The organism is Phreatobacter aquaticus, from assembly GCF_005160265.1.
Lineage (GTDB): Bacteria > Pseudomonadota > Alphaproteobacteria > Rhizobiales > Phreatobacteraceae > Phreatobacter > Phreatobacter aquaticus.
In genome coordinates, this window is record NZ_CP039865.1 from 3,859,803 (window position 1) to 3,874,849 (window position 15,047).

At 65.2% G+C, this 15,047-nt stretch carries 14 protein-coding genes; 13 read left to right on the plus strand and 1 reads right to left on the minus strand.

From position 1 onward, the window contains the following. Positions 1 to 158 precede the first annotated feature (158 nt). The 10 genes from E8L99_RS18330 to E8L99_RS18375 all read left to right on the plus strand — a co-directional run bounded on the left by E8L99_RS18330 (position 159) and on the right by E8L99_RS18375 (position 8,780). Positions 159 to 800 carry a TIGR00725 family protein gene (locus tag E8L99_RS18330; RefSeq protein WP_137100903.1) on the plus strand — a complete coding sequence of 214 codons (642 nt, stop codon included), beginning with the start codon at positions 159 to 161 and terminating at the stop codon, positions 798 to 800. Positions 801 to 897: 97 nt separating this feature from the next. Then, positions 898 to 2,166, plus strand: a complete 1,269-nt coding sequence (locus E8L99_RS18335) for an ABC transporter substrate-binding protein (protein ID WP_137100904.1) — start codon at positions 898 to 900, stop codon at positions 2,164 to 2,166. A 46-nt stretch (positions 2,167 to 2,212) separates the two neighbouring features. After that, positions 2,213 to 3,079, plus strand: a complete 867-nt coding sequence (locus E8L99_RS18340; protein WP_137100905.1) for a carbohydrate ABC transporter permease — start codon at positions 2,213 to 2,215, stop codon at positions 3,077 to 3,079. After that, positions 3,076 to 3,924 (plus strand): carbohydrate ABC transporter permease, encoded by an 849-nt coding sequence (locus E8L99_RS18345; RefSeq protein WP_137100906.1) that lies wholly within the window; start codon positions 3,076 to 3,078, stop codon positions 3,922 to 3,924. The genes E8L99_RS18340 and E8L99_RS18345 overlap by 4 nt, the downstream gene beginning before the upstream one ends. Before the next feature lie 41 nt (positions 3,925 to 3,965). Further along, on the plus strand, positions 3,966 to 4,841 hold the full coding sequence (locus E8L99_RS18350) for an aldose 1-epimerase family protein (protein WP_137100907.1): 876 nt from the start codon (positions 3,966 to 3,968) through the stop codon (positions 4,839 to 4,841). A 217-nt stretch (positions 4,842 to 5,058) separates the two neighbouring features. Beyond that, complete coding sequence (locus E8L99_RS18355; protein WP_137100908.1) at positions 5,059 to 5,835, plus strand: ABC transporter permease; 777 nt, start codon at positions 5,059 to 5,061, stop codon at positions 5,833 to 5,835. Further along, positions 5,832 to 6,638 (plus strand): ABC transporter permease, encoded by an 807-nt coding sequence (locus E8L99_RS18360; RefSeq protein WP_137100909.1) that lies wholly within the window; start codon positions 5,832 to 5,834, stop codon positions 6,636 to 6,638. The genes E8L99_RS18355 and E8L99_RS18360 overlap by 4 nt, the downstream gene beginning before the upstream one ends. Beyond that, the gene (locus E8L99_RS18365; protein ID WP_137100910.1) at positions 6,635 to 7,393 is read left to right on the plus strand and encodes an ABC transporter ATP-binding protein; all 759 of its coding nucleotides are present in this window, start codon (positions 6,635 to 6,637) and stop codon (positions 7,391 to 7,393) included. The genes E8L99_RS18360 and E8L99_RS18365 overlap by 4 nt, the downstream gene beginning before the upstream one ends. Continuing rightward, positions 7,390 to 7,719, plus strand: a complete 330-nt coding sequence (locus E8L99_RS18370) for a hypothetical protein (protein ID WP_252511154.1) — start codon at positions 7,390 to 7,392, stop codon at positions 7,717 to 7,719. Before E8L99_RS18365 ends, E8L99_RS18370 begins: the two co-directional genes overlap by 4 nt. Before the next feature lie 2 nt (positions 7,720 to 7,721). After that, positions 7,722 to 8,780, plus strand: a complete 1,059-nt coding sequence (locus tag E8L99_RS18375) for an ABC transporter substrate-binding protein (RefSeq protein ID WP_137100911.1) — start codon at positions 7,722 to 7,724, stop codon at positions 8,778 to 8,780. 97 nt (positions 8,781 to 8,877) lie between these two features. Here E8L99_RS18375 and E8L99_RS18380 read toward each other — a convergent pair whose 3' ends face one another. Then, positions 8,878 to 9,054, minus strand: coding sequence for a helix-turn-helix domain-containing protein (locus E8L99_RS18380; protein ID WP_137100912.1), 177 nt, complete (start codon positions 9,052 to 9,054; stop codon positions 8,878 to 8,880). A gap of 282 nt (positions 9,055 to 9,336) precedes the next feature. Between E8L99_RS18380 and E8L99_RS18385 the strand changes: the two genes are divergently transcribed. The 3 genes from E8L99_RS18385 to E8L99_RS18395 are packed head-to-tail and all read left to right on the plus strand — an operon-like array spanning position 9,337 to position 14,991. Next, positions 9,337 to 10,170 carry an ImuA family protein gene (locus E8L99_RS18385; protein ID WP_137100913.1) on the plus strand — a complete coding sequence of 278 codons (834 nt, stop codon included), beginning with the start codon at positions 9,337 to 9,339 and terminating at the stop codon, positions 10,168 to 10,170. After that, positions 10,079 to 11,623, plus strand: a complete 1,545-nt coding sequence (locus tag E8L99_RS18390; protein ID WP_137100914.1) for a Y-family DNA polymerase — start codon at positions 10,079 to 10,081, stop codon at positions 11,621 to 11,623. The genes E8L99_RS18385 and E8L99_RS18390 overlap by 92 nt, the downstream gene beginning before the upstream one ends. Next, a complete protein-coding gene (locus E8L99_RS18395; protein ID WP_137100915.1) occupies positions 11,620 to 14,991 on the plus strand; it encodes an error-prone DNA polymerase in 3,372 nt (1,123 codons plus the stop codon). The genes E8L99_RS18390 and E8L99_RS18395 overlap by 4 nt, the downstream gene beginning before the upstream one ends. Positions 14,992 to 15,047 lie beyond the last annotated feature (56 nt).

The following is a 15,047-nucleotide window of genomic DNA, read 5'->3' on the forward strand; positions in this document are numbered from 1 at the left end:
CCTTCAGGCTTTGGCTCAGACCATGGCGTCGGCCAGCGACCATGCCAACGTGAGATTGGACAAGGCGGCTCCGCGCCGGGCGGGTACGGGCTGGCCTTGCCTTGCCTGTTCCCGAGTGCTTATCGATAGGGCCTTCAGTTTGAGCGCCGGACCCATTCATGCCCACCATCGACCAGCCCCTGCTGATCAACTCAGCCGATGGCGCTCTCCATCGCGGACGTGAACGGTTCGACGCGTGGGCCCTTGCCTGGCGGCCAGCCGAGCCCCTTTCAGACGGGCGACCGATAGAGCCGAGGGCCGCGCTCACCCACCTGTTCGCCCGTAGGGACACCCGGCGCGTGCCGGTCGGCGTCATCGGTCCGCGCGATGCCACGGCCTCGGAATATGAACGCGCATTTGGGCTCGGCAAGGCGCTCGCCAGCATCGGGTTCACCGTCATTTGCGGCGGCCGGCAAGGTGCGATGGAAGCCGTCTCCAAAGGGGTTGCGGAGGCCGGAGGCATACCGATCGGCATCCTGCCGGACCATGACTGGCAGGAGGCCAATGATTTCGTTGCCATTCCGCTGGCAACCGGAATCGGAGAGGCCCGCAACGCCATCATCGCCACCGCGTCCTTCGCGCTGGTGGCGGTCGGTGGCGGCTATGGCACGCTATCCGAGATGGCGCTCGGGTTGAGGCTCGGCCGCCTGGTGATCGCCATGCCGGAATCGCACCATGTCGAGGGCGCGGTGCAGCTCACCGAAATTGCCGATGTCTGCGAGCATCTGACCCGTCGCTATCTCGTGCTCGATCGGGGATGATGCCGCACCAAACGATCTGCCCGTAGCCGGGCCGTTACGAAGATGCCGGGGCACAAATCGGCACGATCAGATCGAGGTCTCAAGGGAGGGCCACACCATGACCAGAACCATCACACGCCGTCATGTCGTCCAAGGCTCGGCTGCGGCCGCAGCGCTTCTGGCCGCGCCGAATGTCGCGCGCTCGCAGGCAGCGACCCTCAAGGTGGTCTGGATGGGATGGCCTGAAAACCAGGTCACGCCGCTGTTCGACGAAGTGCAGAAGCGCCACCCGAACATCAAGCTGCAGGTGGAGCGGATTCCGTTCACCCAGCTGTTCCAGACGCTCGAGGTGAAGCTCTCGGGCCGCACACCGGATCCCGACATCTATATCTGCGACAGCCCGCTGACTGCCTCCTACGCCTCGCGCGGCCATCTGATGGCGCTCGACAGCATGGTCGACAAGAGCCGTTTCACACAGTCCGGTCTGGCTGCCGCGACCTATGACGGCAAGCTCTATTCGGCGCCCTTCGGCTCGTCGATGCAGATCCTGTTCTACAACAAGGCCATGCTGAAGGCGGCCGGCGTTGAGGAACCCTCCGCTGATCCGGCCAAGCGCTGGACATGGGAACAGCTGGTCGAGGCCGCCAAGAAGATCACGAAGCCGGCCGACAACATCTGGGGCTTCGCTTTCGAGCAGTCGGAGCGGCCCTACCAGCTCCTGCCACTCGGCCAGTCGCTGGGCGGCAAGGCCTTGTCGGATGACGGCTTCAAGGCGCTCGGCAATCTCGACGGCCCGGCCTTTGTCGAGGCCTACACGTTCATGCAGAAGCTCTACAGCGAGTTCAAGGTGTCTCCGCCCGGCCAGTTCGATCCGGCGACGACGCCGGAACTGTTCGGCAACGGCAAGGTCGCCTTCTTCATTTCCGGCACCTTCAACTACGACACGTTCAAGACCCGCTTCCCGGGTATCGACTTCGGCGTTGCACCCCATCCCTATTTCGCCAAGGGCAAGCCGGTCACTCCGACGGGCGCCTGGCATTTCGGCGTCAATCCCCGCACCACGCAAAAGGCCGCGGTCGAAACGGTCGTGAAGGACCTGCTGTCCGACGACCTTCAGGCGCTGTGGTTCAAGCTTCGCCCCTACCCGCCGGTGGTCAAGGCGATCTGGCAGCGTGAGGCGGCGACCTTCAACACCGATATGTGGAAGATCGTGCAGCACGAACTGGACACAACCGCCGTGCCGCGGCCGGCAACGCCTGGCTTCCGTGAGTATGAGGACGTTCTGCGCGTCGCGCTCCGCGACATCCAGACCGGCTCGAATGTCCAGCAGGCGCTGACGGCTGCCGCGACCCGCATCGATCGCGAGATCGCCAAGTACAAGGGCTGATCTTGTCTCCCGCATGCGCTGACGAGCAAAGAGCAGGCTCCCGCCAATGAGCAATCGCTGGTGGGTGCCTTACCTGTTCCTCGCTCCGGCGCTCGCCGGCCTTTTGCTGTTCCGGTTCACGCCGATCGGCATCGCCCTGATCGGCAGCGTGTTCGGCGAGACGATCCGCGGCGATACCGTCTTCCAGGGCTTCAAGAATTATCTGGACCTGATGGGCGACCCGACCTTCTGGGCATCGCTGAAAACCACCATATTGTTCAACCTGATCGTCAATCCGCTTCAGGTGTTCTGCGCGCTCGTGCTGGCCATGCTGGTGCGGCGTCCCGGGCGTTTCATCGACATTTTCCGCGTGTCCTTCCTTCTGCCGATGACGGTGTCGATCGCCATCACCTCGGTGCTCTGGAACATCCTGCTCGACCCGACGCTCGGGCCTGTGAACGGCTTCCTGCGGTGGATCGGCCTGCCGGCCCAGCCATTCTTCCGGTCTCCGGACCAGGCTCTGCCGACGCTGATTGCCGTCGTCAGCTGGAAAGGTGTCGGCTACTGGATGGTGTTCCTGCTGGCCGGCCTGCTCGCCATCCCGAAGGAGCTTGATGAAGCCGCCGATCTCGACGGCGTCTCAGCCTGGCAACGCTTTCGCTTCATCACCCTGCCAATGATGCGTCGCCCGCTCGCCTTCGTTCTGGTCGCCGATACGGCCGCCAATTTCCTGCTGTTCGCGCCGGTCTATGTGATCACCCATGGCGGTCCGAACGAGTCGACACATCTGCTGATGTTTGAATCCTACCAGTCGGCCTTCGCCTTCCTGAACCATGGCCGCTCGCTGGCCATCTCGACCGTCATTCTGACGATCATCCTGATCACCGCCCTGTTCGAACTCCGGCTTTTCAACACCAAGAAGGGCGAGGCATGAACGACGTGGTCGCCTCCAGCTCGCGCCTCATGACGGTGTTGCGCTATGCGGCGCTGATCGTCATCGCGGTCGTGCTGCTTCTGCCGGTCTACTGGCTGATCATGTCGTCGTTCCGCCCCGCCGAGCAGATCTTCGCCAATTCCGGCCGGTTCGGGATCGAGACGCTGATACCGTTCGAACTCACCCTGCAGAACTACCGCGACATCCTGGCGGGCGGCTTTCCGCGCGCGCTCTTCAACTCGCTGTTCGTGTCGTTCATGACGGTCGCGCTCGGCATCCTGGTCAACTCGATGGCAGGCTTTGCCTTCGCGGTGTTCGACTTTCCGTTCAAGCGCACCTTGTTCGTCGCGGTCCTGCTGTCGTTCATGATGCCGTTCGAGGCGATCGTCATTCCCCTCTACGTCTTGATGCGCAAGCTCGGCTGGATCGACACCTACGCAGCGCTGATCGCCCCCGACATTGCCAGCGGCATCGTCATCTTCCTGTTTCGCCAGTTCTTCGCGCAGATCCCCAAGGAGATCTACGAAGCTGCCCGGATCGATGGCGCGAACTGGTGGCAGATCTATCGGCGCATGACCATGCCGCTGTCGTGGCCGACAGCCGCGACCGCCTCGCTGATGATGTTCATCCATCAGTGGGATGCGTTCTTCTGGCCCCTGGTCGCGGCGAGTTCGCCGGATCTGACGGTCATACAGGTGGCAATCGCTCGCAACATGACGCTCGAACAATCCAATTGGGGCGCCCTGTTTGCCTCGGCATCGACAGCGGTGCTGGTGGCCCTGGTGCCGTTCCTCATCCTGCAGCGCTATTACATCCAGACCGTGGCGCTTGGATCGGACAGATAGGGTCATCGGCTTGTTGCGACAGGGAGCGGGACGCGCCACCCATGATTGAACTTCGGGCCGGAACCGCACGCGCGACGATCTCGACGTCAGGGGCCGAAGTCCATGCCTGGCACGCCGGCGGCCATGATCTCCTCTGGTCACGCGACGCGGCCTGGTGGGACAAGTCATCGCCTGTGCTCTTTCCGATCGTTGGTTGGGCGCAACGCGGCCATATCCTTGTCGATGGCCAACATCGGCCGATCGGTGTCCATGGCTTTGCGGCAGCTGGAGCTTTCACGCTCGAAGACCAGTCGGCGTCCACCGCCCGGCTCAGCCTGCGCGACACCGCGGCAAGCCGGGCGGTCTATCCCTTCGCCTTCAGGCTCACCCTGACCTATGCCCTGACCGACGAGCGCCTTACCATCGGCTTCGAGGTCGAGAATACCGGCGATCGTCCTATGCCCTACGCTCTGGGGCTGCATCCCGCATTCCGCTGGCCGATGGCCAACCGGCCGCGGAACGACCACGCTATTGTCTTCGAGAGGCCCGAGCGCCCCGATGTTCCGGTCATCGTGACCGGCGGGCTGTTCAGTCCCAAGCGGCGCCCCATACCGATGGAAGGCCGCCGGCTTGCCCTCACTGACGCGCTTTTTGTGACAGACGCGCTCTGTTTCCTAGACGCGGCCAGCCAGTCATTCACGCTGCAGGCCAGCGCGGACGGGCCGTCCGTCACACTGAACGCGCACAACTTCCCCCATCTGGCGCTCTGGTCAAAACCCGGCGCGCCATTCGTGTCCATGGAAGTGTGGACCGGGCACGGTGATCCAGAGGGCTTTCAGGGCGAACTGGCCGACAAGCCGTCCATGCGGCAGCTGGCGCCGGGCACCGTCGACCATTGTGCGTTGGACTGGGTTTATCGCGAACGCGCGGCGCCCTGAGAGCTCGACAGGATCGCGTTCCCCCCACCATCATGCGTGCAGGCTTGCCATGCGCGCTTCGGCACCTTGCCGTTTCCCAGATCCCGCCTAAGCTCGCGTCTTCGCGTGGACGCATCTCGGTCTGCTTGACCAGACCACCAGCAATAGAGCGCAGCGCGAACCCGTTCATCTGAACGGTTTTGGCCCCTTCTTGCGAAGGGCCATCAGGGGAGGACGCATGGGACGGACGAGCCGCCTTGTCGCGGCGCTTGTGTTCGTGGCGCCGCTGGCCGTGCTGGTCGCCGCGTGGGCGGCGTTGGTGCCGATCTTTGACGTCAGGCCGCAGATTTTTCCCTCCGTGGCTGCGGTGGCAAAGGCTGGCCTCGAGGGCATTCTGGACGGCTCCATTCTGCGCCATGTCGCCGCGAGCCTGGCACGCGTTGCCCTCGGCACGGTTCTGGCGGTGCTGGTGGCCGTCCCGCTCGGCATCCTCATGGGCGTCAACCGCGGCGTCTCGGCCTTCCTGACGCCACTGATGCGCTTCTTCTCGGTGCTCGCCGGCATTGCCTGGATTCCCATCGCAACCCTGTGGTTCGGCTACGGCTTCGGCGCCATTATCTTCGTCATCTTCAACGCCGTGTTCTTCGTCGTCGCCTACAACACCCTGCTCGGTGTCTCGACCATTCCGATGACGCTGCGCAACGCCGCCTGGTCGCTGGGCGCCGGCCGCTGGGCCATGTTGACCGACGTGCTCCTGCCTGGGGCATTGCCGAACATCGTCACCGGCATCAGGACTGGATTGGGCTTTGCCTGGCGCGGCCTGATCGCCGCCGAGATGATCGCGACCAATGTCGGCCTCGGCTACATGCTGTTCGTGGCCCGCGACTTCTACCAGACCGAAGTCATCGTGTTCGGCATGATCGTCATCGGCGCCATCTGGCTGCTGATCGACCGTCTGATCCTGGTGCCCATCGAGCGCGCCACCATCGAGCGATGGGGGCTGGTCTCGTCATGAATATCCTGCTGGCGCTCTGGAGCTTCTGTGTCCGCACATCGGTGAAATGGCCGGTGCTGCAGACGCTGGCGCCCTTCGTTCCGGTGGTGGCACTGTGGTGGGGCTTCGCCGCCTGGGGGCCATTCCCGGCGGCGTTTCTTCCCTCACCGCCGGACGTGCTTGCCAAGTTCGTCTCGCTGATGGAAAAGGGCATCCTGCCCGACTATCTCGGCGACAGCGTGATGCGACTGGCGCTGGGGGCCGCGATCGGTATCGCACTTGGCGTGCCGCTCGGGCTGCTGGTCGGTCTGAGCAAGCGCGCCCACCGCGCGCTTTGGCCAATCCTCCTGTTCTTCCAGGCAATTGGCGACATCGCCTGGCTACCAATCCTGATCATCTGGTTCGGCTTTGGCCTGACCACCATGACCTTCGTCATCGTCTACACGGTGCTGTTCCCGGTCGTCCTCAACACCGTGCTCGGCGTGCGGTCGGTGCGCATCGAACTGCATCGCGCAGCCCAGAGCCTTGGCGCGCCGCCCTGGCGCATCGTCACCGAGGTCGTCCTTCCCGGCGCCTTGCCCAACATCATGACCGGCCTGCGCAACGGCCTCGGCTATGGCTGGCGCGCCCTGATCGCCGCCGAGATGATCGTCGGCACCAGCGGCATCGGGTTCCTCATGTTCGATGCCCGCCGAGCCGGCTCCGTCACCGAAATCGTGCTGGGCATGATCGTGCTCGGCATCCTCTGGTACATCGTCGACGCCTGGATCCTGGCTCCCATCGAGCAGGCGACCGGCCGGCGCTGGGGATTGGTCACACAGTGAAATCGCTCGGGCTCCGCAATCTCGCCAAGACCTATTTCGACGCCTACAAGGGCGAGCATGTCACCGCGATCCGCGACGTGTCGCTGGATGTCCCAGCGGGAGAGTTCGTCTCGATCGTCGGGCCGTCCGGTTGCGGCAAGTCGACCATTCTGAACATGATCGCGGGCTTCATTCCGCATTCCGGCGGCGAGATCCTGGTGGGCGGCGAACCTGTGACCGGCCCGGGTCCCGATCGCGGTGTGGTGTTCCAGTCCTTCGCGCTGTTCCCCTGGAAGACCGTGCTCGACAATGTCGGCTTCGGCCCCAAGATGCGCGGCGTGCCCAAGGCCGAGCGCGACGAGATTGCCCGCGAATATCTGGCGCTCGCCGGCCTCACCCATGCTGCCGACCGCTATCCCAACGAATTGTCCGGCGGCATGCAGCAGCGCGTCGGCGTGGTGCGCGCGCTCGCCAACAAGCCGGACGTGCTCCTGATGGACGAGCCCTTCGCCAGTGTCGACGCGCAGACGCGCATGACGCTGCAGGACGAGCTGTCGCGCATCTGGGAGGAGCGGCGGCCAACCGTCATCTTCATCACCCATGATGTGCCCGAGGCTGTGTTCCTCGCCAACCGGGTGGTGGTGCTCTCCAAGGGCAAGGTTCTGGCGGAAGTCGACGTGCCGATTGCCCGTCCGCGTGTCTGGGACAGGCTGGTTGGCGACGACCAGTTCAAGGATCTCTCCAACCAGGTTCTGTCGCTGGTGAGGTCGGCATGATGTTCCTGCGCTCGGCATTGTCCTCTCGGCGCGGCCTCATCCTCATCGGGCTTGGCTTGGCATGGCTTTGCTGGCAGGCGTGGCTGGCGATCGTCGCGCCGGCCAAGATCGGCACCGGATTCCCGGATCGCCAGCGCGTCAATGCGGTGGTCACACTGCCCTTCGCGCCCGAGCGCTTTCACATACTCGTTTTCCAGCGCTATGGCCGCGTCTCGGGCGCCGAGGGCAACAGCGTTGAACTGCGCAACATCGACAAAAGCCAACTCGGCGCCATCGCCCGGTTCTACTGGGTGAGGCGGATAGAGCCATTGCAACAGGGAGGATGACCATGATCACGAGAAGGACTGCCGTCGTCGGAACGCTTCTGGCCGCCCCGGCGCTGGCCCATGCGCAGCAACTGACCAAGATGAAGGCCGGCATGGTCACCGGCATCGACCAGATCGGCCTGCCGATCGCACTCGAGCGCGGCTTCTTCGAGAAGTGGGGCCTCGATGTCGACATCGCGCGCCCCTACGCGACCGGCGTCGATGCGCTGAATGCGCTGCAGGCGGGTGAGAGCAATATCGTGCAGGTGGGCGTGCCGATGATCGGCGCGGTCGTGCGCGGAATGGATCTCGTTGCACTCGGCAATTATTCCGGCAATGCCACCGCGCGCGGTTCGGACGCCACCATGGCGCTGATCGCCCGCTCGGACGCAGGCATCGCCAAGGGCGACCTCGCCAGCCTCAAGGGCAAGAAGATCGCCGCCTCCTTCGGCACGATCAACCACCTCTACATCCTGGCCCTTCTGGAGAAGGGCGGCCTGACGCCAGCCGACGTGACGCTGGTCAACACGCCGCCGCCGGACATGACGGTGGCTCTGCTCGCCAAGGGCGTCGATGCCTTCGCCGGCTGGGATCCCTGGCCGATCGTTGCCCTCAAGGACGTGCCGGGCGCGATCGAGATCGTGCGCGGCGGCAATGTCATCTCCTATGTTGGTTTCAATGTCGGCTTGAGGCCCTGGGTAGCCGCCAACGGCCCGACCATCGAGAAGTTCCTGGCGGCTGTGTCGGAAGCCGACCAGTGGATGCGCAAGAATCCCAAGCCTGCCGCCCAGGTCGCAACGCGCTGGATTCCGGGCCTCAAGGTGGAGATCGCCGAGGCTGCCATGGAGTTCAACATCCAGCAGGCCGACCGGCGTCTGTCAGCGAACAATTACCGCGCCATGTGGGCGGCGCTCGACCGACTGCACCGGCTCGGTTTCCTGCGCGCCACTTTCGACGTGAACAAGCATTTCGAGCCGAAGCACATCCTCAAGGTGATGCAGGACAATCCAGCCCTGTTCAGCGATCTGCCGGCCATTCCCGCCGATGTGGCGATCGGACCGGGCTATGTGTTCACGCCCTGAGGCTGCCTGATAAATCCAGGCGGCGGGCCGGATATCCCGCCCGCCGCTCGGGTTCGACATGGCACGAGGCGGAGCGTCGCCTCCGCCGATGTCGTCCCTATTGTGGCTTGATGCCCATGGCCGCGGCCAGTTCGGCAAACAGCTTCACCGCGCGTTCCAAGGCCGCAATGCGCCGGCTCGCCAGGGATGGAGATATCCCCAGGCTCTGCGCCGCGGCTGCGATGCTGCCGTGATCGACAACCGCCACGAAAAGGCGAAAGGCATCAAGTTCCATGGACACGCATATCCGGATGCACGCGCCAGCATGGACGTGTGCTTCTTTGCCGCGCGGCAGCTGAAACGACCCGCATAGCCCGACAGCGGTCACCCCTGACGTCCAGATATCTGGTCGACCATCAGGGTGATCATCCGTGCTTGGCGGATGAACCTGCCGCTGAACGGCTCCGCCAAGAGACCCTTTGCCTCCCTCGCCTCTCCTCCTGCGACGCGCAGGAAGACTCGCTTTTTCTGACATCCCCATATAAGAACAAAATAGGAACATTCAGTGTGAGCCGTCATGTCCACCTCTGCAGCCCTGGCCGAACTCAGATCCCAGCTCGCTGCCCTTGCCAGGCCCGCTCCGGCCATGGCGAAGGGGCATGTCGAGCTTGGTATCGCTTCACTGGATGCCTTTCTGATGGGTGGGCTCGCCCGCGCGGCACTGCATGAAATCTGTTCGCAAGGGACCACCGACCTTCCCGCTGCGACCGCTTTCGCCCTTGCCGTGGCCATGCGCGCGGCTCAGGAGCGGCCCGTTCTCTGGGTACGACAGGATGTCCTCGACGGGGAAAGCGGGCGACCACACCCCGCAGGCCTCGCAGAACTTGGCCTCGATCCGGACCGCTTTCTGCTGGTGACGGTTCCGGATGCGGAAAGCGTGCTGCGCGCGGCCGGAGAAGGCACCCGCTGTGCGCCGCTTGGAGCTGTGGTGATGCAGCCCCATGCCGGGGAAAATGTCATCACTCTCACGGCAAGCCGCCGGCTGGCCCTCGCCACCGAGGCGTCGGGCGTCATCACGCTCATGGTGCGGACCGTGCGCACGGGTGCCAGCGCGGCACAGACCCGTTGGCTGGTCTCGGGCAAGCCATCCCGTCCGCTGGAGGGCAATGCGCCGGGATATCCGGCCTTCATGGCCAGGCTGCTTCGCCACCGCGGCGGGCTCGGCGAGCGGGAATGGCATGTGGAATGGGATCGCGAACGACGATCCTTCCGGCCGATGCCCGAGCCCTCCCTTGTTCCGCGTATGAAGACCGAGCCCGATGTCCCGCCGCTATCTCACCCTATGGCTGCCCTTCCTGCCGACGGACCGGTTGCGGCGGATTCAGGCGCCGCGGCCCGCCGGGCCGGATGAAGCGCCGGTTGCCCTGATCGAGAAAGATCGTGGAGGGCTGCGACTGGTTCATTGCGACCGCCGGGCCCTCGCCCTGGGACTGACGCCCGGCATGACCCTCGCCGATGCGCGCGCGCGCATTCCAGACCTTGTCGCCCAGGCAGCCCAACCCGAAGCCGACCGCGATTTTCTGGGACGCCTCGCCGCCTATTGCGACCGCTTCACCCCACTGGTTGCGCTCGATGGCCCGCACGGGCTGGTCCTCGACATTACCGGCTGCTCCCGGCTGTTTTCAGAGATCGACCTGTTGGCGCTGATCGCGCGGCGCATGTCGGCGGGAGGCCTGACATTGCGCGCGGCCATAGCCGGCACACCGGAGGCAGCGCGGGCGGTCTGCCGGTTCGGTGCAGGCGGCATCGTTGCGCAGGGCGACGAAGAGGCAACCATCAGCCGACTGCCGGCAGCAGCCCTCGAGGTTCCGGAAGAGACACTCATGGCCCTGTCCAGGGCCGGGTTGAAGACCGTTGCCGATGTCGCCGACCGGGCACCAGCGGCCCTGACCGCTCGTTTCGGCTCGGGTCTAGCGACCCGCCTGTCGCGCATGCTCGGCCATGAGGATATCCGCATCACGCCCTTGCGGCCGCTGCCCGATTGCGTCGTCGAACGGCATTTCCCCGAGCCCCTGCTTGATGTGGCGGGCCTGGAACGGATCGTCACCCGGCTCATGACCGAGGCCGCCGGCGTGCTGGAGCGACGTGGCGAGGGCGGCCGCGTCTTCGAAGTGTCGTTCTTCCGTTCCGATGGCGCGGTGCGGCGACTGATCCTGGAAACCGGGCGGCCCTCCCGGGACATCCAGGCCCTGCTCCGGCTCTGGCGCGAGCGTATCGACACCCTCTCCGACACACTCGATCCAGGGTTCGGCTTCGATGCGGTGAAACTCGCAGTATCCGTCTGCGAGCCCTTGTCTGATGTGCAGACAAGCCTCGATGGCCGGGCCGACGAGGATGATGCCGTGGCCAATCTGGTCGACCGGCTGGTGACCCGCTTCGGACGCGACAGGGTGCTGCGCTTCATCGCGCGGGATAGCCACGACCCCCGGCGCGAGGCGAGGACGGTTCCGGCAAATGCGCCCATGCCGGCCTCCAGGGTCTCCTGGCCGCCCCCCGAAAGGGATGGCCCCCCTGCCCGGCCGCTCCATCTGTTCGAGCCGCCCCAGCCGGTCGAAACCCTGGCGGAGGTTCCAGACGGCCCTCCATTGCGGTTCCGCTGGCGGCGCATATTGCACGAGATCGCGCGGGCCGAGGGCCCGGAGCGGATCGCCCCGGAATGGTGGCGCGACGGGCCGCAGCCACCGATCCGCGACTATTACCGGGTGGAGGATGCCGAAGGACGCCGCTTCTGGCTGTTCCGTTCCGGCCTTTACGGGCGAGGCGCCGAGCCGCCGCGCTGGTTCCTGCACGGGCTGTTCGCATGAGCGCCTATGCCGAACTGGTCGCCGCCACCAATTTCTCCTTCCTGCGCGGGGCATCGCCTGGGTCGGATCTCGTCCTGACCGCGCTGCTGCTCGGCCATACCGGTCTCGGCATCGCCGACCGCAACACGGTATCCGGCGTTGTCCGTGCCTGGAGCGCCTTGCGGGATCTGCGCGAAAACGGCCTGCCCTCACCAGAAAAGATCCGCGAGGGGGGCGGCCCCGGTGAATATGTCTGGGTGGAGAACCCAGCCTTCGCCGAGTTGCCCTTCACCCGCGAGCGGCTTCAGGAGATGGCGAGGACCTTCCGTCTCACCATCGGTTCAAGGCTCTGCTTTGCCGATGGAACGCCCGATATTGTCGCCTATGCCGTCAACCGCGACGGCTGGGGGCGGCTCTGCCGTCTGCTGACCACGGGCAATCTCCGGGCTTCGAAGGGCGAGTGTGTCCTGCATCTCGCCGATCTTCTGGCCGATACGCGGGATCTGCTGCTGATCGTGGTGCCAGGGCGCGACCATCAGGGCCTGCCGGCACTTCTCGACCGCCTGTCCGAAGTGGCGGCGGGCACCGTCTGGCTTGGCGCGGCCATGCATCGCAAGGGCGATGACCTGCGCCAGCTCACGCGGCTGAAGGCGATCGCGCGTGCGGCCGGCACGCCGCTGGTCGCCATCAACGACGTGCTTTACGACGCAGCCGAACAGCGCGACCTGCAGGATCTGCTCACCTGCATCCGCGAAGGCGTGTCGATCGACAATGCGGGACGTCTGCTCGAGGCCAATGCCGAGCGTCACCTGAAGACTCCACAGGAAATGGCGCGCCTGTTTCGTACGGCGCCCGAGGCGATCGAGCAGACGCAATATCTGCTGTCCCGCATCGGTTTCGACCTCGGGCAGCTGAAATACGAATATCCCGACGAACACATTCCGCCGGGATGGACGCCACAGACCTGGCTTGAAGAGCTTGTGCGCCGGCGCACTCCGATCCGCTATCCCAACGGCCTTCCGCAAAAGGTGGAGGACCTGCTGAAGCAGGAATTGGCACTGATCGCCCAGCTCGATTATGCGCGCTATTTCCTGACTGTCCGGCAGATCGTCGAATTCGCCGACAGCCGCGGCATCCTCTGCCAGGGGCGAGGATCGGCCGCCAATTCTGCCGTCTGCTACGTGCTCGGCATCACCTGCGTCGATCCCGCCGACAACGATGTGCTGTTTGCCCGCTTCATCTCGACCGAACGCCGCGAGCCACCCGATATCGACGTGGATTTCGAGCACGAGCGGCGGGAGGAAGTGATCCAGTGGATCTACGCGACCTATGGCCGCGAGCGTGCCGGCATCGCGGCGACCGTCATCCGTTACCGGCCACGCAGCGCCATCCGCGATGTCGGGAAGGCTCTTGGCCTGACCGAGGATGTCACGGCCCGCCTCGCGGGCACGCAATGGGGCAGCTGGGGCAGCGATATCGGCGACAACCTGATCCGGCAGGCCGGTCTCGATCCGCAAAACCCGGTCATCCGGCGTGCGGTCGGGTTCGCCATCCGGCTGCTCGGCTTCCCGCGGCATCTGTCGCAGCATGTCGGCGGCTTCGTCCTGGCGCGCGTCCGGCTGGATGAGACAGTGCCGATCGGCCATGCCGCGATGGACGAGCGCACTTTCATCGAGTGGGACAAGGACGACATCGACGAGCTCGGCCTGATGAAGGTCGATGTGCTGGCGCTTGGCATGCTGACCTGCATCCGCAAGGCCTTCGACCTGCTGCGCCAGCACGAGGGCCTGGATTTCGGCCTTGCTGACATCCCGGCGGACGACAGGGACACTTACGACATGCTCTGCGCGGGCAAGTCGCTCGGCGTCTTCCAGGTGGAGAGCCGCGCGCAGATGAGCATGCTGCCGCGGCTGAAGCCCCGCACGCTCTACGACCTCGTCATCCAGGTGGCGATTGTCCGGCCGGGGCCGATCCAGGGCAACATGGTCCACCCCTATCTCAAGCGCCGGGCCAATCTTGAACCGGTGCATTATCCGTCACCTGCGCCCCCCCACGACCCCCATGAGCTGGTCGAGGTCCTGAAGAAGACCTGCGGCGTGCCCCTGTTCCAGGAACAGGCGATGAAGCTTGCCATGGTGGCGGCCGAGTTCACCGATATCGAGGCGAACGGCCTGCGCAAGGCCATGGCGACGTTCCGCAATGCCGGCACCATCGGCAATTTCGAGACGATGATGGTCGGGCGGATGATCGCGCGCGGCTACGAGCCGGATTTCGCCAGGCGCTGTTTCGAGCAGATCAAGGGCTTCGGCAGCTACGGCTTCCCGGAAAGCCATGCCGCGTCCTTCGCCAAGCTCGTCTACATCTCGTCCTGGCTGAAGTGCCATCACCCCGCGGCCTTCGCCTGCGCCCTGCTCAACGCCCAGCCGATGGGCTTCTACGCGCCCGCCCAGATCGTGCGGGAAGCCAAGGAGAACGGCGGCGTCGAACCGCGAGCGATCGACGTGAACCGCAGTTGCTGGGACAACAGCCTGGAGGAGGTTGTGTCAGCGCAATCCCGGTCGGACAGGAAGGCCTTTGCCCTGCGCCTCGGGTTTCGCCAGATCACCGGCTTCATGGAGGAATGGGGCCTGCGCATCGAGCGGCTGCGCGGCTCAGGCTATGGCGGCGCCGAAGACCTGATGCGGCGGGCGCGGCTGCCGGCGCGTGCCATGCGTCTGCTCGCCGATGCCGATGCCTTCCGCTCGATCGGCCTCGACCGCCGCGAAGCGCTGTGGGCGGTCCGCCGGCTGCCCGATGATGAGACGTTGCCGCTGTTTGCCGCGGCACAGGCGCGCGAACTCGGCGAGGAACAGCCGGCGCCGCTGCCGGTCATGCCCCATCCCGAGCACATCGTCGCCGACTACCAGACGATGCGGCTCTCGCTCAACGGCCACCCGATGGGGATTCTCCGGCCACGCTTCCAAGACGAAGGCATCCTGACCTGCAGGCAGGCCAATGACCTGGCCGATGCCACCCGGGCCAGGGTCGCCGGCATCGTGCTGGTGCGCCAGCGTCCCGGCAACGGCAAGGCCATCTTCATCACGCTGGAGGACGAGACCGGCATCACCAACGTTGTCCTGTGGGCAAGCCTGTTCGAGCGCTTCCGCCGCGAGGTCATGGGCGCGCGCCTCATGCTGGTCGAGGGCGTGATGCAGAAGAGTCCCGATGGTGTCGTGCATCTGATGGCGGAGCGCGTCATCGACCGCACAGCCGACCTGCTCGGCCTGTCCGTGACCCATCACCTCAGGCCACCACTCGCGAGGGCTGACGAAATCGCCCGGCCCCAGTTGCCGCGCGGCCGCCATCCCCGCAACCTCAGCATTCTGCCGAAATCGCGCGACTTTCACTGACGGTGCGCGAACCGGCCTTCGGACTCATTCAGACGAAGAACGTCCCGAGGGACGCC